The 17,485-nt window shown below is 57.1% G+C and carries 18 protein-coding genes; 5 read left to right on the top strand and 13 right to left on the bottom strand.

Features of this window, described 5'->3' with window-relative positions; genetic code table 11:
* Window positions 1–63 precede the first annotated feature (63 nt).
* The 6 genes from ABDK11_RS09970 to ABDK11_RS09945 form a co-directional block, all read right to left on the bottom strand.
* Window positions 64–180, bottom strand: a complete 117-nt coding sequence (locus tag ABDK11_RS09970; RefSeq protein ID WP_346840141.1) for a DUF2474 family protein — start codon at window positions 178–180, stop codon at window positions 64–66.
* Window positions 180–1,184, bottom strand: coding sequence for a cytochrome d ubiquinol oxidase subunit II (cydB, locus tag ABDK11_RS09965; RefSeq protein ID WP_346840140.1), 1,005 nt, complete (start codon window positions 1,182–1,184; stop codon window positions 180–182). The genes ABDK11_RS09970 and cydB overlap by 1 nt, the downstream gene beginning before the upstream one ends.
* Window positions 1,177–2,607, bottom strand: a complete 1,431-nt coding sequence (locus ABDK11_RS09960; protein WP_346840139.1) for a cytochrome ubiquinol oxidase subunit I — start codon at window positions 2,605–2,607, stop codon at window positions 1,177–1,179. Before ABDK11_RS09960 ends, cydB begins: the two co-directional genes overlap by 8 nt.
* A gap of 791 nt (window positions 2,608–3,398) precedes the next feature.
* Complete coding sequence (locus ABDK11_RS09955; protein ID WP_346840138.1) at window positions 3,399–4,367, bottom strand: quinone oxidoreductase; 969 nt, start codon at window positions 4,365–4,367, stop codon at window positions 3,399–3,401.
* Window positions 4,368–4,419: 52 nt separating this feature from the next.
* Window positions 4,420–4,989, bottom strand: a complete 570-nt coding sequence (locus ABDK11_RS09950) for a TetR/AcrR family transcriptional regulator (protein WP_346840137.1) — start codon at window positions 4,987–4,989, stop codon at window positions 4,420–4,422.
* Window positions 4,990–5,328: 339 nt separating this feature from the next.
* Window positions 5,329–5,865, bottom strand: a complete 537-nt coding sequence (locus ABDK11_RS09945) for a carboxymuconolactone decarboxylase family protein (RefSeq protein ID WP_346840136.1) — start codon at window positions 5,863–5,865, stop codon at window positions 5,329–5,331.
* 121 nt (window positions 5,866–5,986) lie between these two features.
* Here ABDK11_RS09945 and ABDK11_RS09940 point away from each other — a divergent pair, with 121 nt between their 5' ends.
* Window positions 5,987–6,895, top strand: a complete 909-nt coding sequence (locus ABDK11_RS09940; RefSeq protein ID WP_346840135.1) for an AraC family transcriptional regulator — start codon at window positions 5,987–5,989, stop codon at window positions 6,893–6,895.
* Window positions 6,896–7,255: 360 nt separating this feature from the next.
* On the opposite strand, the gene ABDK11_RS09935 is transcribed toward ABDK11_RS09940, so the two are convergent.
* Genes ABDK11_RS09935 through ABDK11_RS09925 form a run of 3 tightly spaced genes read right to left on the bottom strand, consistent with a single transcriptional unit; the run spans window position 7,256 to window position 8,985 of the window.
* Window positions 7,256–7,843 carry a DNA-3-methyladenine glycosylase I gene (locus ABDK11_RS09935; RefSeq protein ID WP_346840134.1) on the bottom strand — a complete coding sequence of 196 codons (588 nt, stop codon included), beginning with the start codon at window positions 7,841–7,843 and terminating at the stop codon, window positions 7,256–7,258.
* A gap of 38 nt (window positions 7,844–7,881) precedes the next feature.
* A complete protein-coding gene (locus ABDK11_RS09930; protein ID WP_346840133.1) occupies window positions 7,882–8,655 on the bottom strand; it encodes an SDR family oxidoreductase in 774 nt (257 codons plus the stop codon).
* Window positions 8,656–8,658: 3 nt separating this feature from the next.
* Window positions 8,659–8,985, bottom strand: coding sequence for a nuclear transport factor 2 family protein (locus ABDK11_RS09925; RefSeq protein WP_193164261.1), 327 nt, complete (start codon window positions 8,983–8,985; stop codon window positions 8,659–8,661).
* Window positions 8,986–9,079: 94 nt separating this feature from the next.
* Here ABDK11_RS09925 and ABDK11_RS09920 point away from each other — a divergent pair, with 94 nt between their 5' ends.
* Window positions 9,080–9,445, top strand: a complete 366-nt coding sequence (locus tag ABDK11_RS09920; RefSeq protein ID WP_346840132.1) for a winged helix-turn-helix transcriptional regulator — start codon at window positions 9,080–9,082, stop codon at window positions 9,443–9,445.
* Between the two features lie 90 nt (window positions 9,446–9,535).
* On the opposite strand, the gene ABDK11_RS09915 is transcribed toward ABDK11_RS09920, so the two are convergent.
* Complete coding sequence (locus tag ABDK11_RS09915) at window positions 9,536–10,270, bottom strand: hypothetical protein (protein ID WP_346840131.1); 735 nt, start codon at window positions 10,268–10,270, stop codon at window positions 9,536–9,538.
* Between the two features lie 150 nt (window positions 10,271–10,420).
* On the bottom strand, window positions 10,421–11,299 hold the full coding sequence (locus tag ABDK11_RS09910; RefSeq protein WP_346840130.1) for a LysR family transcriptional regulator: 879 nt from the start codon (window positions 11,297–11,299) through the stop codon (window positions 10,421–10,423).
* A 94-nt stretch (window positions 11,300–11,393) separates the two neighbouring features.
* Here ABDK11_RS09910 and ABDK11_RS09905 point away from each other — a divergent pair, with 94 nt between their 5' ends.
* The gene (locus ABDK11_RS09905; RefSeq protein ID WP_346840129.1) at window positions 11,394–12,395 is read left to right on the top strand and encodes a zinc-dependent alcohol dehydrogenase family protein; all 1,002 of its coding nucleotides are present in this window, start codon (window positions 11,394–11,396) and stop codon (window positions 12,393–12,395) included.
* 166 nt (window positions 12,396–12,561) lie between these two features.
* On the opposite strand, the gene ABDK11_RS09900 is transcribed toward ABDK11_RS09905, so the two are convergent.
* Window positions 12,562–13,473: an NAD(P)H-binding protein gene (locus ABDK11_RS09900; RefSeq protein WP_346840128.1), complete on the bottom strand. Its 912-nt coding sequence runs from the start codon at window positions 13,471–13,473 to the stop codon at window positions 12,562–12,564.
* Between the two features lie 204 nt (window positions 13,474–13,677).
* Between ABDK11_RS09900 and ABDK11_RS09895 the strand changes: the two genes are divergently transcribed.
* A complete protein-coding gene (locus ABDK11_RS09895; RefSeq protein ID WP_346840127.1) occupies window positions 13,678–14,595 on the top strand; it encodes a LysR family transcriptional regulator in 918 nt (305 codons plus the stop codon).
* Window positions 14,596–14,622: 27 nt separating this feature from the next.
* On the opposite strand, the gene ABDK11_RS09890 is transcribed toward ABDK11_RS09895, so the two are convergent.
* Complete coding sequence (locus ABDK11_RS09890; RefSeq protein ID WP_346840126.1) at window positions 14,623–15,522, bottom strand: LysR family transcriptional regulator; 900 nt, start codon at window positions 15,520–15,522, stop codon at window positions 14,623–14,625.
* A gap of 101 nt (window positions 15,523–15,623) precedes the next feature.
* Between ABDK11_RS09890 and ABDK11_RS09885 the strand changes: the two genes are divergently transcribed.
* A complete protein-coding gene (locus tag ABDK11_RS09885; protein ID WP_346840125.1) occupies window positions 15,624–17,039 on the top strand; it encodes an aldehyde dehydrogenase family protein in 1,416 nt (471 codons plus the stop codon).
* Window positions 17,040–17,485: the final 446 nt, after the last annotated feature.

Below are 17,485 nucleotides of genomic sequence, written 5' to 3'. Positions count from 1 at the left end.
CCCACATCACTCGACTCCATTGGCTACGCGAACCACAAGGCTCCAGAACAGCGCCGTTCGCGCTCAACCCAGCAGCCACCAGCGCAACAACCCCGCCACGACACCAAGTGATGCAACGCTCAGCGCCCAGATAACTACCATCCATGCCAGTTGCTTGCAAAATACCGGCGCATCCTTCATCAGTGATAGCCCTCGGTACCGACTTTTCCGCGAAACACCCAGTAAGACCAGGCCGTGTAAGCCAAGATGAGCGGAATGATGAAGACAGACCCGACCAGCAGGAACAGCTGGCTGTCATGCGGCGCCGCGGCGTCCCAGATGGTGATCGAACGCGGGACCAGATATGGATACATACTGATTCCGAGACCGATGAAGCCGAGTAGAAACAGCGCCAGCGCCATCAGGAACGGAAGCTTTTCACCCCCCCTTTTTAGGCTCCAGAAAAAGACCAGCGTACAGATCGTGACCAGCAGCGGTACCTGTGCCGTCAACAGTACCTGCGGCATATCGAACCAGCGTCGCCAATAGACGTTGTTCAGGAACGGCGTGGCAGCACTCACCAGTGCGAGCGCAATGACTGTTCCGAAGCCCAGTCGCAGCGCCATCCGGCGCGCATGGCGCTGGCCGCTGCCCTCGGTTTTCATGATGAGCCAGGTTGCCCCCAGCAGGCTGTATCCTACCGCTACGGCGATGCCGGTGAGCAGGCTGAACGGGCTCAGCCAATCGAGCCACCCGCCCGCATAGGCATTGTTTGCAACGTCGATGCCCTGGAGGATCGCCCCCAGCGTTATCCCCTGGGAGACCGCGGCAACCGTAGACCCCAGGGTGAACACCAGATCCCACAGGGGCCGGTGCCGGGGATCACGCCAGCGAAACTCAAAGGCCACCCCGCGGAAGATAAGCCCCAATAGCATGGCGATTATCAGCGGATAGGTGGCAGGCAGGATAATCGAGTAGGCCAGCGGAAAGACCGCAAACAGGCCGCCGCCACCCAGCACCAGCCAGGTTTCATTTCCATCCCAGACCGGGGCGATAGAGTTAATCGCCTGATCCCTTTCAGTGCCCGGACTCAAACCGGGAAACAGAATGCCGATACCCAGGTCGAATCCATCCATCACCACATAGGCAAATACCGCGAAACACAGAATGGCAGCCCAGGCCGTGCCGAGATCGATATTACTCATGAGGCTCCCCTCCCCTTAACGAGGGAGCGTTCAGCGTCTGTCCGGGCATAATACCAGCAGCGCGTGTTGGCACGTTGTCCGGCTCGGTCTCACCCCGGTGCGGCGGTACCGCCATCAAATGAAACAGGTAATAAACGCCGGCACCAAACGCGAAAAAATAGACGATCACAAAGGCGATCAGTGACGCGGCTACCGCGGGCCCATCAATCGGCGAGTTGGATTCGACGGTGCGCAGCAAACCGTAAACCGTGAATGGCTGACGGCCAACCTCCGTGGTCACCCAGCCCGCGAGGACCGCGACAAAGCCTGATGGCCCCATCACTACGGCAGCTCGGTGTAACCAGCGCGAGTCGAAGAGCCTCCTGCGCCTTCTCGCGATCAGGCTCCACAGCCCTAGCCCCAGCATTGCCAGGCCAAGTGCCACCATGATACGGAACGACCAGAACACAATCTTCACGGGAGGCCACTGGTCGCGGGGAAAATCAACCAACCCGGGTAGAGGTGCATACGGGTCATGCTTCAACACGAGCGACCCCAGGTGCGGGATGGCAACCTCGTAGCGCACGCGTGCCTCGTCATCATCCGGGATGCCGAACAGAGCAAGGTGCGCACCATTCGGACTCGGTTGGTAGTCTCCCTCCATGGCAAGCACTTTAATCGGCTGGTGCTCGAGTGTATTAAGTCCATGGGCATCGCCGGCGACAATCTGGATAGGCGTCACTATCGCCGCCATCCACATCGCCATGGAAAACATTTTCCGGGCGCCGATATTGTTGCTGTCCTTGAGGAGATGCCATGCACCGACCCCACCCACGGCGAATGCGGTCGTCAAGTAGGCCGCCGTTACCGTGTGCACCAGCCGGAAAGGAAAACTCGGGTTGAAAATGATATCCCACCATGAGCCCGCGGGAATGAACTGGCCGCTATCGTTGATGGCATACCCGGCCGGCGTCTGCATCCATGAATTCACTGACAGAATCCAAAAGGCCGAAATAAAGGTGCCGAGCGCAACCATACAGGTCGCAAAGAAATGCAGGCGCCGCCCGACCTTGCTGATACCGAACAGCATGACGCCAAGAAAGCCCGCCTCCAGAAAGAACGCCGTGATCACCTCATAGCCCATCAGTGGGCCGATAACCGGGCCGGCTTTGGTCGAAAATACCGACCAGTTTGTGCCAAATTGATAGGATAAAACGACGCCGGAAACGACCCCCATTCCGAACACGACCGCAAAGATCTTGAGCCAATAGCGGTACAGGTTGGCATAGACGCCCCGCCCCGTCTTCAGCCACAGCGCCTCGAGCACCATCAGGTAGCTCGCCAATCCAATCGAGAACGCGGGAAAAATGAAGTGGAAGGAGACCGTGAAGGCAAATTGCGCACGCGCCAATAGTACCGGGTCTAGTTGGTCGAGCAATGTCACCTCCTGCCCCACTAAAAAGAGCTTACTAGCTAACGATAATAGTTGAAGAGATTGAATCTATCGCGTACTGGCGGCACATGGATCGACGACTCCCGGGAGAGCACCGCTGGTCTCCTCGTGGCTTTCTTCTGGAGATTGCGAATGGGAGCATTGGAAGGGAATCGAGGTCAACTCCGGATCAAACAGCCCCGACTGATATCTTCGAGTCGTTCGGCTGATACATATTATGTTGTCGCCACCAACTGCCAGCTGCCCTACTCCGGATTTGATGCCCCGGCCATCGCCTTAGTGATCGGTGACCGAGCCGCACAATCAACCATGTGGCCCTGCAGAACACGGAAGAGGACTTCCTGCTCATTGACCGGCGCGAGTGCGGAGAATTCCTCGGGCTTGACCATAAGCCGCAACAGGTATTGCTCTGCAGCTGGACGTGACCGATGCCGCAAGCTTTGTGCGCCAAACGGTGATCGCCCATGAAGGCGATGGGCCCATAGTAGGGAGTTTCACTGTGCGCCTCTGCACAGCAGAGTCTCGAAGTAACGCTGTTTACCCCGCTTTTCAGGGCACTGCTAACTGAAGAGGAATCACCCGGTATACCAGCAGGGCTGGAACCGGAAGGGGCTGATTGATGATCAAGGGAATAAGAAAAAGGCATTCGAGGTATTGAAACAGTACTACCGCGAAATTGAGAAGGAAACGGTTCAGTAGGTACAATCCACCCAAAACAATTTCCAAACAGACCAGGCGCTCGGGCTAGAGCTGAGGCAATGCTCTACCCCCTGGCGCGAGGCTTAGGGGATAAGCAGTAACTTGCCAGTGGTTGCCCGGCTTTCAATATCGGCATGCGCACGCGACGCCTCCGAAAATGGGTAAATACCGCCGATCTGTACTGTTAACTTGCCATTCGCAATCCAGTCGAACAATTCAGCAGCCTTCGCGAGTAGTAAATCCCGGCTATAAATATGGTCGCCAAAATTTGCATAACCAATTTTAATGCTCTTTGGCAGGCTGAATAAATCAATAGGTTCTGGCGCACCGAACGCGGGACCATACCAACAAAGAGTTCCCGCACGACGCAAGGATTCTATTGATCCCCTGAATGTTGTTGGTCCGGATCCGTCGAAAACAACATCCACTCCCCGGTGCTCGGTTATACGCATTACTTCTTCTGTGAAATCCCCTTTACTGTCCACTATAACGTGATCAGCCCCCGCTTCCTTGGCCGCCGAAACCTTGTCCTGGTTGGACACACGTCCAATCACACTGCCCCCTTTCAGTTTGATTATCTGCGTTAACAGTTGTCCAACTCCGCCAGCCGCTGCATGCACAAGCGCCACATCTCCCGCCTGTATCGGATAAAAGTTCGTTGCGAAGTGGCTAGCGGTAAGCCCCTGCATCATCACGGCAGCTGCAATACGGTCATCTATCCCATCATGGACCGGTACAAGGGATGCCGCGGGCATAAGTACTTTCTCCGCATAGCTCCCCAGTACGTAAATCCAGGCTACACGTTGGCCTGGCGCAATGTCATCGACGCCTTCTCCAACCGCCAAAACCCGTCCTGAACCTTCTACGCCCAGTGTCTTTGGGTTGGGCATTTCAGACCAGAATTTACCTTGCCGAACACCTACATCCATGAAGTTGACGCCGGCGGCAGCCACCTCAACCAAGGCCTCGCCGGGCCCCGGAGAGGAATCGGGCTGTTTAACAGATTGCAAGACATCCGGCCCACCCGCGCTCGACATAATTACGGCTTTCATAACGACTCCTTTTTTTGGAACGATCATTCCAGAACAAAACAAATAAAAAGATTTATGGCTTTAAGGCCCGAATCGTCATCTGGCCGATTGCAGTGAGGCTGCGAAAATCAGCTTCTCCCCTCGCTGCGATTCGAATTGCTGCAATATTCGCAGTAATAAATCCGGCCGCCTCGTTCGGATCCAGATCAGCGGCAATCTCGCCTGCTTCCTGCGCTTGGCATATGCGTTCGACAATGGCTTGTTGAATTACCGGTCGTGCCGCATCGTGAATCTGATTCAATTCCGGACGGCTTTTACCGAATTCACAGATTGAACTAACACCGAGACAAGCGTGATTTGCGTGCAAAATGACACGCTCAATCAATTTTTCCAGCCCTGCAAGAGCGGTCGGCTGTTCTCGCAAGACTTTCAAATGCTGGGCCACCTCTCCGGCGACGTATCTTTGCACTGCGCTACAATAAAGTTTCCATTTATCTCCGAACGTGTCGTACGTGCTCTGCTTACTAATTCCCATTGCACGAACGAGCATTACCGTTGAAGAGCCCTCGTAACCATGTTCACGGAAGATCTCGATAGCGGAATCCAGCACTTCATCTCTATCAAACTCTTTTGATCTTGCCATGACTACCCACCCATATTCTGGAACGATCGGTCTACTATGGTGAGATTATGGCCTGCAGAACGAAATTGCAAGCTCTATCCCTACTAAAAACTGGAGCAATCATTTTCCTTTCTAACCGCCACATTACCCTATGGACAAAACTGGTCACCGCTACTCGAGACCAGAATGCCATCGCGGTTCATCGCGGCGCGGAATTTGATCTAGCGACTAATTTTCAGGACCGCCTTTACTGGCCCTGAGTGTAATAGCGATTAAAGATGGAGCATCCGTCCGGATGCTCCACACTTCGGGTGGGCGATGACGCCAGCCACACAATGTCCCAAATATCAGCCCCGTTAATCAGGCTATCTTGGGAAAGTCTACAGTCGTGTCATTGACGCGATTTACCATGTTAGTAAAGAGAATCGCGCTGATTGCACTGATAGCTTCAATCACCTGGCGGTCCGTGTAGCCCGCGGCCTGGATGGCTTCCAGGCTCGCCTCAGGAAGCGTGCCAGTGGTGGTGACCACCTCCCGGGCAAAGCGCACCAAAGCGTCAATTGCCACGTCGTCCTCATAAAGTCCGCTGCGCAACTGTCGAGTTTGTTCGACACTGTAACCAGCCATTTTGGCCATCAGCGTGTGCGCGGCCAGGCAGTAGTCACAACCGGTAGCCTCACTCACGACCAAGTTGATCGCCTCCAGTTCGCGGTCGCTCAGCGCACCCTGCTTGAGCGCGGCATTGTGTTCCAGGGCCTGCTTCAGGATCGGCGGCGAGTGACTGCCGATCGTCGCGTAGGCGTTGGGCACCTTGCCAACGCTTGATTTGATGGCAGTAAACAGCTCGGCAGTTTGGCCCGTGGCTTGATCGATAGTGGTAGTATGCAGACGGCTCATGGTGAACTCCTCTTGCTTAACAGTGATCGCCCCAATGGCGATGAGCACATATTAGGGAGTTTCACTTTGCCCCTCTGCACAGCAGCGTCTCGAAGTTTTGCTCCAGCGTCTCAAGGAAGCCATGGATAAACTAAGCAGCCTGGTTAGCTTGATCGCCCCGAGAGGCACGGTGGACTTGCACTGCCGCTTCAGCGGCAAATGGGAGAGCGACCATGCACAAGTTCCCGAGGGCGTTATTCCCTATCATGTCATTCTGGATGGACAGGCTCGGCTCTTTACCACCGATGCGCAATGGCACCTGTCGGCCGGCGATGTCGTGTTGATGCCCGCCGGCTCCCCCCACCGGCTCAAAGGTTTGATCGAGAGTGGCGTCGAGGCGCCGTTATCCAGTCGCGATAACGGCGCAGTCACGGAGATGGTACGTGCCGGACAAGGTGTAGAGCTGGCAATGCTCTGCGGCGAGTTCCGGGTGGGCGCGCCCGGCGCCCTGTTACTGGAAGGCACGCCGGAGCTGCTGCGGGTTCGCACCGGGGAGCGCGCCGACTGCGTTGAATTGAGGGAACTGATGACGATGCTGGGACGCGAGAGTATCAGCGGCCAACCCGGCAGCCTGGCCATCGTGCGCGAACTCTCCACAACGCTGTTTACGCTGTTGCTCAGGGCGCTGGTAACTGAAAACGAGCCGGCGCCAGGCCTGTTGAGCCTGATGGCGGACGCCAAGCTTGCTCCGGCGATCGCCGCCGTACTGGCCGAGCCGCAGACAAACTGGACCAATGAGGCCATGGCCACCCTCTGCCATGTTTCCAGGGCCACCTTTGCCCGACATTTCAGGGAACTGTACCACCTGGCGCCACTGGAATGGGTAACCCAGATTCGTATGGTCCTGGCCGCACGTCTCCTTCGGGAAAAAGCCTATGGTATCGCGCGGATTGCCGAAGAGTGCGGTTACCAGTCCCAGGCGGCATTCAGTCGCGCTTTCAAATTGCACCAGGGTCATACGCCAGGCCAGTTTCGGCAACTGCACAGTTGATACAGATCTCCGTGCTCGCCGTTACGCTAACGGGCCGGGTACTACGGAAAGCGCATGTCGCTGATATCAATGGATACCATCAGCAGTTTCCGGATGACCCGCTGCTCGAAATCGCGCGCCTAGGCACGGCGCTTGGTGGGGAGCCATATGCCATTGGCCTTTAAGCAACCTTATAACCAATGGCCAATCCACGTTCAACTGCGCCTTTAATCATGACGTGGAAAACAGGGCTTTCCGTGAACGACCCAACCTGGCTGGTCCGGAGTTCAGCCCTGCTCACCTCCCTCGGATCTGTTTCACACACTAGTGCCGGAGCTTCACCGGAAGATGACCCGAGCTTCGTTCTAGTGAAATAGACAGTTACCCCAACTTCTGGATAAGTTGTTTCCGCCGGTAGCAATCAGCCGCGTGATCATTGACGATGCCCACCGCCTGCATCCATGCATAGACGATCGTCGGTCCAACAAACTTGAAGCCTCGCCGTTTGAGTTCCTTCGATATCTTCGTGGAGAGCGGCGAGTTCGTTACCCATGTTTTCCCATCGCCCTGTATCGGCTCGCCATCCGTGAAGGACCAGCAGAAGTCACTGAAACTCTCTCCTCGGCTCTCCATCTCGCAGTAGATCTGCGCACCCCGGATCGTGGCTTCGATCTTCGCTTTGGCACGGATGATTCCCGAGTCAGCCATCAAGCGCAGGACGTCCTGCTCATCGAAAATTGCTACCCTCGCCGGATCGAAACCCGCAAAAGCTTTGCGAAATGCCTCGCGCTTGCGGAGAACGATGATCCAGGCCAGACCTGCCTGGAACCCCTCGAGCATCAACATTTCCCACAGCAGTTGTGAGTCTCGAATTGGTATGCCCCACTCAGTATCGTGATAGTGACGCATTAGCGGGTCATTCACTGACCAGGTGCAGCGTTCAATCTGCTCACCAGTAGTCATCTTCATTTTCCAGATTCCTCGATGCTTGTTTCGCGGCGCGAGTGCTAGACCGTGGGTATGGTTCCTCCGTCAACCACATACTCCGTACCGGTGATCGTTGCGGCGCGCGAAGAACCCAGAAACGCAATGAGATTGGCCACCTCGCTGGGTTCGGATGGTCTTCCCAATGGAATACCACCGAGCGAATCCATGATGATCTTCTTGCCGCCTTCAATGTCTGTACCCGCTTCAACCGCGAGCCGCTCCGCCAAGTGCACGGACGATTCCGTGAGAATCCACCCCGGCGCAACACTCACGACGCGCACACCCTTTGGCGAAACCTCTTTCGACAGGCTCTTGCTGTAGGTTGAAAGCGCAGCCTTGGCGGCGGCGTAGGCCGTAGTCGCTTCCGGCAACGGAAGTTCACGCTGGATTGACGAGACATGGATGATGGCCCCTGATCCCTGCGCCAACATCGCTGGTAGCAAGGCGCGATCCAGCCGGACCGCCGGGAGCAGATTGAGATCGAGTTCCCGCTGCCACTGTTGGTCATCCAGGGCTGCAAATCCACCGACAGGCGCCGAAGAACCTCCGAGCGTATGAATGATGATGTCCGCTCCACCAAGGTCGGTCTCTACGGCTTTCGCTACGGCTCCGCAACCCTTGACCGTCGACAGGTCGGCGGCGACAAAGCAGGCGGCAGGCATCTCCTGGGGCCGATGTCGCGCCGTGGTAAGTACCTTTGCACCGAGTTCGACAAAGAGGGCGACAATAGCTTTTCCCAGCCCTTTGGTGCCGGCCGTAACCAGCACCCGCTTTCCTTTCAGTTCAAGGTCCATGGCTCAGTGAATCTCCAGTGATTGGATCTTGTCGCCCGCCAGCAGAAACACATGGTCGAGCTGAATCGGGCTGCCGGGAAAGTTGCCGACAACGTTTGTAGCCACCGTCACACGGTCGCCGTCCTGCGCGACGCTTAGCGGTTCGATGCTGAACTCATACTTTTGCCGAGACTCACGTTGCCACGCCTCGATGGCATCGTGTCCGAGATGCGCTTGACCGTCATCTTTTACGCTGGCGTCCCGTGTGAAACAGCGGGCAAGCCGGGCCGGATCCGCACCATTGCAGGCACTGAAGTAGGTAGAAATAGGATCGGGTAGCAAAATTGTCATGTAATCAGTCTCTTATGAGGAAATTGCTGTACGTGAATTTTCCTCATAAACTAACCTTTCAACAAGAACGCACCTAAAAGTAAGCTACTTACCCATGAGAAAGCAGTACACCCCTGTAACCGCGGCCAGCGGCGCGGCAGAAGTGATCCGGTTGCTGGAAGGCCGATGGAAGCTGATCATTCTGTTCCACCTGTTTGACGGCAAAGTGCAGCGCTACTCGGACTTCGAGAAGCTGATCCCCGGCATCTCCCAGAAGATGCTCGCTCAGCAACTGCGGCAACTGGAGAGCGACGGTATCGTGTCTCGCAAGGTGTATCCGCAAGTCCCCCCCAAGGTCGAGTACCGACTGACCGACTGGGGGCAGGCGCTGTGTCCCGCATTGGATGCCATGCTGAAATGGGCGGAACAACGCGATTCCCTGTGCCCCGAAGACGCGTCGACCGAGAACGCTGATGCCTGATCACCGGAGCCTTCCAGCGTCCGGTTTCCCACGAAACTTCACCGCCGCGGAAATCTGTGCTCGCCACTAACATGGCAAACAGCCCGGGTACTAAGAAAAGTTAATGTCGCTGATATCGATGGATACCATCAGCAGGTCAGGAATGGGCCGCTGATCGGGACCCCGCGCATAGGCGCGACGCTTCGTGGGGAGCCAAATGCCGTTGGTCTCTACGTAATCTGAGGTCAGCTGCGCGGCGGCGAAACCGCCCGCAATATTGACGCTGTAATCGTGGCGGCGCAGCCGCAGATCCTCATCGAAGTAGAAATCCTGGACCAGGCAATGTGTCTCGATCGAGCCGGGAAAGCGGGCCCGCAAAATCCGCCACTCCTCCGAGTCCTCACGCCACGGCTCAATTTCCTCAACGCAGACGCCCTCCATGGCCAGAAGGAAAGGTGTGGTCAGGTAGGTCCACAGGGCTTCGCCATTGAAGTAGGCCCGCTGGAGCGCGTCCCATGGGGTGTTCATCTGGTGGCCGGCAAACGAATCCCTGGGTCCATATCGCTCTGCAACCAGCGAGCCATCGAGCTTTTCGATGGTGATCCGCTCGGGCGTAAACATCGTGCGCTGATCGGCGGCGCCGTAGGGAAAGACCGAAGAGCGCTCCTCGTGCAGCCAGACTGTCATACGGCGCGGTTCTGAACTCTGCGGGACACCTTTCAACGGAAAGAGCCCGCCGCCGCTCACGATGGTGGCCTCCACTTTTTCGTACCGCTGCCAGAGTTCCATGCCGCCGTGGGCACGGATGATCTCGGCAAGCAGTGTGCCGGATTTGCCGATTTTCAATTTTGCACACCTCGCGCAACCGTCAGATTCCAAATTCCCTGAAGCTCCCAGGCTTACAACCCGAAACCCTCACCAATGATATTCAATGCAACCAGCCGGTAGCAGTCTTTCGACACAGCCGTAGTACCTCCAATCATGTAGCACCAACCGTTATACAAACCGCTCATCGGCTTCCAGTGCTTCCGTTACAAACTTGATCAGGGCGCGCAGCCTCGCCAGGTTTCGCAAATCCCGGTGATAGCCGAGCCAAACGCTCCTGCCCGGCGGGTGCGTAGGGAATTCCACAACTTTCAAACCCGCCAGGCCATCGCCGATCGCTCGCGGCAAAATCGCAATGCCATTACTTCGCGCGCAATACTCGGCTTGCACCTGGCGGCTGTTGCTGGTGAATGCGACGGTTGCCTGTGGCAGCTGCTGATGGAGCCATTGAACATCCGGCATATCCCCAAACTGGGTGTCCATGGTCACCAGCCGCTGCCCTTCCCCATCACCGTCCGGCTCTATCACGTTCGGCGTTGCCGTGTACGCGGCGTATTCGATCTCCAGCAATTTTCGCTGCACGATATCCGGGTCTTCAAACGGGACAATGCGAAACGCCAGATCGGCTTCCCGTCGATTCAGGTCGAAAGGCCTCGAATCCGTTAATAACTCTATGCGAATTCCGGGGTGAAGATGTAAAAAATCCGCGAAGATCGGGGCCAACACGTAAACACCAAACCAGTCCGAGCAAGACACTTTAACCTGGCCAGTCAGCTCCCCCTCCTGCCCTTCGAGACTGCGCGATAATGCGAACACCTCTCCTTCCATTCTCTCGGCATACTGCAAAACCAGCAGGCCCTCTTCAGTGAGAACCAGGCCCTCTGTGGTCCGCTGGAACAGCTTTTGACCCACGGCTCGCTCAAGCGCCTGCAGGCGCCGCCCGACGGTGGGCTGGCTGGAGCCAATCCGTTTTGCCGCCCCCACCAGAGTCCCCGCCCTGGCGGCGGCCAGGAAATAGCGCAAATCTCCCCACTCCATCACTCTATTCATATTTGAATTGCCAGCATTCATTACTATCCATTTCTATTCAATATGGAATAACCATAATAGTAACTGCTGTTCACACACTTTTGGAGTACAGAACATGTCGAAGATGATGAAAGCGGTCGTGGTCGAACAGGCCAATGCCCCCCTGGCCCTGGCATCGCTGCCAGTGGCCGAACCCGGCCCCAATGAGGTCCGCGTGAAAGTGGTTGCCAGCGGTGTCAATCCGCTCGACCTGAAGATCGCCGCAGGCAAAGCACCCCACGCCAAGCATCCGTTTCCGGCGATTCTGGGCCTGGATTCCGCCGGCATCGTCGACGCGGTTGGCGGCAACGTCACTCGGTTCAAGGTTGGCGATGCGGTATACGGCCTGACCGGCGGGGTCGGCGGTGTGCAGGGCTCACTCGCCGAGTTCATCGTTGCCGATGCCGACCTGCTGGCAGCGGCGCCCAACTCAATCGACTTGCGGCAGGCCGCATCAATCCCGCTGATTTTTATCACCGCCTGGGAGGGCATGGTGGACCGCGCCAAGGTATCGAGCGGCAAAACCGTGCTGGTCCACGGTGGTGCCGGCGGGGTTGGGCAAATGGCCGTGCAGATCGCCAAAGCTTTCGGTGCCGACGTCTATGCCACGGGTAGTGCCTCAAGCCAGGAAACCATCCGCGAGCTGGGTGCCACGCCGATCGATTACAACACGCAGACAGTGGATGAGTATGTTCAGGAGCACACCGGTGGCGCGGGATTCGATATCGTCTATGACACCGTTGGCGGAGAAGTTCTGGACAATTCCTTCAAAGCGGTCAAGACCTATGTCGGGCATGTTGTCAGCTGCCTTGGCTGGGGCACCCACAGTATCGCCCCACTCTCCTTTAAAGGTGCGACCTATTCCGGAGTGTTCACACTGCTGCCATTGTTGACCGGAGCGGGTCGTGCGCACCACGGTGAAATCATGCAACAGGCAACCAAACTTGTTGAAGACGGAAAGCTTCGGGTTCTCCAGGATCCCAGCCGCTTCGAACTCTCCCAGGCCAATGAAGCACATGAATACCAGGCTTCCGGCAAAGCGCGCGGCAAAGTAGTGATCGACATCTCAGAGGTATAAGTCGATCGAAGACTTCCCATCCTGTCAGGCTTTTGCAGTGTCGGTAACCGGCACTGCATTTTCTGCCCTGCCGAAAAGTATTATCCAGCAGCATCCAAAGGCAGTCGGCTACTTGACCTCTGTCGACAGCCGAATAATTTCTCAAAAACTTTTTTTAAACCGTCGCTTATGGTTCGAAAAGTTCCAGGTTATCGGCAACATACTCGCGGGTGCTCGTTGCCGCGCGTCCCAGAATTTTCTCGACATCCCGCGTGCTTCGATCATATCGCCCCTCGGCATGCAGACGCGCCATTGTCAGCAGGTGCTGGTAGACATGATCCGGCAATTCGTGCGCATCGAGCTGCTGCTCGCGCCACTCATCAAATGGAACATCGACATAATTGATCGGGCGTCGAAGCGCAGCGGCGTACTCCCCCGCATGCGCGGCAATATCCTGAGAACGCGGGCCGGTGAGCTCGTAAACCTTGCTGATATGGCCGTCGGGATCGGCCAGGATAGCCGCGATGACCTCGGCCACATCGCGGCTGTCAACCGGTGATGTCCGCGCAGTGCCAAAAGGCAGCCGAATCGTGTTATCCCGCGCGATCGACTCGGCCGCCCAGGCGGAGAAAAAGAAATGCTGGAGAAACACCGTGGCGCGGATATGCACGACAGGCAATCCCGACCAGTTCAATACCTGCTCGCCCAGCCAGTGCTGGCGCTGCTGGGGTGAGTCCGTCGAATCGTGCAGGCTCATCTGCGATACGGTCATCTGTGAGATATTGACCAGTACCTCCAGGTCGCCCGCCGCTCGCGCAGCCGCGGCGGTGGTGACTGTAGCTTCCAGATAGGGGGCGGACACGCTCATTCCGAAGAACATGCGCCGACACCCCTCCAGTGCGCGCGCAACATCCGCGGCACGGGTGAGATCGCCAACAAAAACCTCTGCGCCCATTTCGCGCAGAGCCTCTGAACGTTCGTCTTCCCGGCGCACCAGAGCCCGCACCGGCAGTCCCCGCCGGAGAAGAACTTCCGTAATAGTGCGGCCAACGCCACCCAGGCGACCTGCTGCACCAGTAACAAGAATGGGATTTTCCATGCTTTTCAATCTCCAAAAAGAGGGCCGCGACAAAGCCCGGGGGCCCAGGCAATACTGTCGGTGGCTCCATTTACACTCAATTTCGGTAAGACCTGGCGCAACCCCTCTCCCGGTTACCGCCTATGGCTCGCACGATAGTAGTTTCCTTTTAGGCAGACTAGACTGTAATTTCTGTAGTCACCCTTCCAAAAAATGGGAGGTGTAATGGACAGATTGGAAGCCATGTCGATCTTCGTTGAAGCCGTCGATGCGGGCAGCCTGTCCGCCGCGGGGCGCAAATTGGGAATACCGCTGGCTACCGTCAGCCGCAAGGTGTCGGAGCTCGAGACCCACTTGAATACCAGACTGCTGATACGCGGCAACCGGCAGCTGCAACTGACAGATGCCGGCGCCTCCTATCTCGAAGACTGTCGCCGTATCATTTCAGAAGTGAGGCAGGCTGAACGGCGGGCTTCCGGGGAATACCGGGCACCGACCGGCGATCTGGTCATCACTTCGCCGATGGTTTTTGGCCGCTTGTATCTGCTTCCGGTGATTTCCGCTTTCCTCAAGGCTTACCCCAATGTGAACATCCGCCTGATACAGACGGAGCGACGCGTGAATTTGGTGGAGGAGCAGGTAGACCTCGCTGTCCGTTTCGGGGAACTCCCCGACAGCAGCCTGATTGCCAAGAATTTGGGCTCGATTCGTATTGTTACCTGCGCAAGTCCGGCCTACCTGTTAAAACACGGTATACCGGAGGCACCAGATGAGTTGGCATTCCACGATTGTATCGCCTTCGACGCGATCACTGTCGGAGACCGCTGGGCTTTCAGTCAGGGTAAGAGTGGGATCGATGCAGCCATTCGTCAACGACTTATGGTCAACAGTGCCGAGACCGCAGTGGATGCCGCGCTGCAGGGTTTGGGGGTTGCACGTGTGTTGTCCTACCAGGTTGCAGACGCGATAGAAAACGGCTCACTGCGGTTGTTGCTGAATGACTATGAACAGGAAGCGATACCCGTCAATCTGGTTTTCCCGCGTCAACGTATGCTGCCGCTCAAGCTTCGCGCATTTCTCGACTTCGCCGCCCCTATTCTGCGTGAAAAGCTGTCCGCTAATCTGTCGCCGGGCACAGTCTAGTCGTGTACGCAGACCCACCCCCGTGCGCTATGTCCAGATTTTCGTCTCACGGATCAACTCAATAAATGCACGCAATTTGGCGGGCACATGTTTGCGGCCGGAGTAATACAGGCAAAGGCCGGCGTAAGGCGGAGTCCAGTCATCCAGAACGCGAACCAGGCGACCTTCCTGGAGATAGGTGGCCGCCGAGTGTTCGGTGATATAGGCAAGCCCGGCACCGTCCACTGCGGCTTCGAGCATCAACTCACTGTCGTCGAGTGTCAGGACACCGGGGACATCGATCGAGAGGCTCTCGCCATGTCGCTCAAATTCCCACTGGTAGAGGCGGCCACTTGCCATGCGGGCACGAATACACTGGTGTTGCATCAGGTCATGCGGTGTTTCGGGTAAGGTTCGCCCAGTCAAATAAGAGGGAGCCCCGGCAACGATTGACCTTACCGTCGGGATGATCGGGACTGCGATCATGTCAGGCGGCACCGACTCGACCAGGCGTACACCGGCATCGAAGCCCTGCCCGATCACATCCACCAACATGCCCTCGGTCACAATCTCGACCTGCATCGCCGGGTAACGGCGCATATATTCGATTATCAGGGGCTTCAGGAGCATGCGGGCCGCGCCGAGTGCCATATTCAGGCGCAGCACACCGGACGGCTCGGCGCGATGTTCGCCCACATTTTCGATGGCATCGTCGATGGTGGCCAGAACTGGTGCGATATCGGTGACGAATTGTTCCCCCGCCGCAGTCAGGGCGACACTGCGGGTCGAGCGGTTGAACAGGCGCACGCCTATCCGCTCCTCCAGTGCCGACACAGCGTGACTCAAAGCCGATGAGGAAACATCGAGTTCTCGCGCAGCGGCGCGGAAGCCACCGCACCGCGCGACGGTCACTACGGCTTCCAGTTCAGCGAGACTTGCCCTACTCATTGCACGAATTTCCTCAACAGTCTGTCCCACATTAACAATCTTATTCTATCAGTGTGTCTCGCGCATACTGCCCCGAAATCATCAACCAGCGGGAACAGTTCATGCACAATATCGAACATATCTATATCGATGGGACCTTCGTCACACCGCAAGGCCAGGACGTCGCCGATCTGTTCGCCCCGTCCACCGGGGAAAAAATCGGGCAGGTGAGGCTTGGCAATGTGGCCGACACTCACGCCGCTATCGCCGCCGCCAAGCGGGCATTCCCGGCGATGTCACGGACCAGCAAGGAAGAGCGAATCGCCATGCTGCTCAGCTTGCGCGACGCCGTATCCGCACGCACCGAGGATATGGCGGCGGCAATGACCGAGGAGTACGGCGCGCCCCACTACTTCACCACCTTCTCCGTAGCGCGTACGGCGACGGCATTCGAAGAGATGGCGAAGACCGTCGACACCTATCCTTTCCGCCGCACCATGGGGCGGGCCGAGGTCAGTATGGAGCCGCTCGGTGTGGTTGCGGCCATTACGCCGTGGAACAGCAATTTCGGTTTTATCTGCTCGAAGCTGGCCACGGCCATTGCGGCGGGATCGACGATCGTCATAAAGCCGTCGGAAATGAGTGCTATCCAGACGCAGGTCCTGACCGAGGCATTGCACAGCGCCGGTCTTCCTGCGGGAGCCTTCAATATTGTTAACGGCTACGGACATGTCGTCGGCGCCGAGCTGAGCCGCCATCCGGATATTGCCAAAGTCAGCTTCACCGGATCGACGGCAACCGGTCGCGCAATCCTCACCGCCGCCGCCGACACCTTCAAGCGTGTAACCCTGGAACTCGGCGGCAAGGGGCCGCAACTGTTGCTCGACGATGTTGATCTTGACCAGGCCATCCCGAAAATCGCCATGGCCGGCTTCAATAATAGCGGACAGGCCTGCGTCGCAGGCACCCGCATCCTGGTACCGGAAAGCCGGTACGACGAGGTGGCCTCCCGACTCAAGACATTTGTCGATACCCTAAAGGTTGGTGATTCGCGCACGGAGGAGGTGCAAATCGGGCCAATGGTCAGCGAAAAACAGTGGGAGCGGGTACAGTCCTATATTCGTCTCGGCATCCAGGAGGGCGCTTCACTACTGGTCGGTGGAGAGGGTCGCCCCGAGGGACTCGAGCGTGGTTGGTTTGTTCAGCCCACGATCTTTACCGGCGTCAGCAATGACATGCGTATCGCACGCGAGGAGATATTCGGGCCGGTACTGTGCCTGCTTTCATATCGCGATGAGGAAGAGGCTGTGGCCATCGCCAACGATACCGATTACGGTTTACAGTCGTACGTCTATGCCACAGATCAGGAGCGCGCGAAGCGTGTCGCCGGGCAGCTGGAAGCCGGCCGCGTTGTGATCAATGGTGCTCCCCATGAACCCCTGGCACCTTTCGGGGGGTTCAAGCACTCCGGTATCGGTCGTGAATTCGGCACATTTGGTCTCGATGCGTTCATGGAGCCCCGCGCAGTGTTGAGTTAAATGAACGACCGGTAGCTGAAACAGTTAGCGCATAAGGAGGGGCTGTAGCGATGTCCGATCAGCTCCTCCAAAATGCAGTAATCAGGGTCATCATTCATGTATTCTTCGCGTCATCCTGGATCCTCGTCGTTTTTCCCTGTCCCAGGCCAACGAGCCTCATGCATACCAGTCCTGCGGCAAGCAAGGTAAGGTTTTAGTCGACATCGCAGCGGCGTAAATCCCCTGTAATCTCCCATCCTGCCAACCATCTGCAGTGTGGAAAGCCGATACTGCAGTTTGACTGTCCCAGCGGTAGACTCGGAGAACCCGGCGCCATTCAGCGCCGGCTCGAGCAATAAACCACCGTCACCGAGTGCCAAACGCCGGAAATTTCGATCGACAAATGCCCGCCACGCTGTTCAAACTCCCGATGCTAAAGACGAGCACTCCTCGGTATACGCCCATGA

It is taken from the genome of Microbulbifer sp. SAOS-129_SWC, assembly GCF_039696035.1.
Lineage (GTDB): Bacteria > Pseudomonadota > Gammaproteobacteria > Pseudomonadales > Cellvibrionaceae > Microbulbifer.
This window is presented reverse-complemented; position numbering and strand designations above follow the sequence as displayed.

Coding starts and splice junctions, on each gene's coding strand:
- ABDK11_RS09970 (WP_346840141.1), bottom strand. CDS start 180: ATGAAGGATGCGCCGGTATTTTGCAAGCAACTGGCATGGATGGTAGTT.
- cydB (WP_346840140.1), bottom strand. CDS start 1,184: ATGAGTAATATCGATCTCGGCACGGCCTGGGCTGCCATTCTGTGTTTC.
- ABDK11_RS09955 (WP_346840138.1), bottom strand. CDS start 4,367: ATGAAAGCCGTAATTATGTCGAGCGCGGGTGGGCCGGATGTCTTGCAA.
- ABDK11_RS09950 (WP_346840137.1), bottom strand. CDS start 4,989: ATGGCAAGATCAAAAGAGTTTGATAGAGATGAAGTGCTGGATTCCGCT.
- ABDK11_RS09945 (WP_346840136.1), bottom strand. CDS start 5,865: ATGAGCCGTCTGCATACTACCACTATCGATCAAGCCACGGGCCAAACT.
- ABDK11_RS09940 (WP_346840135.1), top strand. CDS start 5,987: ATGGATAAACTAAGCAGCCTGGTTAGCTTGATCGCCCCGAGAGGCACG.
- ABDK11_RS09935 (WP_346840134.1), bottom strand. CDS start 7,843: ATGAAGATGACTACTGGTGAGCAGATTGAACGCTGCACCTGGTCAGTG.
- ABDK11_RS09930 (WP_346840133.1), bottom strand. CDS start 8,655: ATGGACCTTGAACTGAAAGGAAAGCGGGTGCTGGTTACGGCCGGCACC.
- ABDK11_RS09925 (WP_193164261.1), bottom strand. CDS start 8,985: ATGACAATTTTGCTACCCGATCCTATTTCTACCTACTTCAGTGCCTGC.
- ABDK11_RS09920 (WP_346840132.1), top strand. CDS start 9,080: ATGAGAAAGCAGTACACCCCTGTAACCGCGGCCAGCGGCGCGGCAGAA.
- ABDK11_RS09910 (WP_346840130.1), bottom strand. CDS start 11,299: ATGAATAGAGTGATGGAGTGGGGAGATTTGCGCTATTTCCTGGCCGCC.
- ABDK11_RS09905 (WP_346840129.1), top strand. CDS start 11,394: ATGTCGAAGATGATGAAAGCGGTCGTGGTCGAACAGGCCAATGCCCCC.
- ABDK11_RS09900 (WP_346840128.1), bottom strand. CDS start 13,473: ATGGAAAATCCCATTCTTGTTACTGGTGCAGCAGGTCGCCTGGGTGGC.
- ABDK11_RS09895 (WP_346840127.1), top strand. CDS start 13,678: ATGGACAGATTGGAAGCCATGTCGATCTTCGTTGAAGCCGTCGATGCG.
- ABDK11_RS09890 (WP_346840126.1), bottom strand. CDS start 15,522: ATGAGTAGGGCAAGTCTCGCTGAACTGGAAGCCGTAGTGACCGTCGCG.
- ABDK11_RS09885 (WP_346840125.1), top strand. CDS start 15,624: ATGCACAATATCGAACATATCTATATCGATGGGACCTTCGTCACACCG.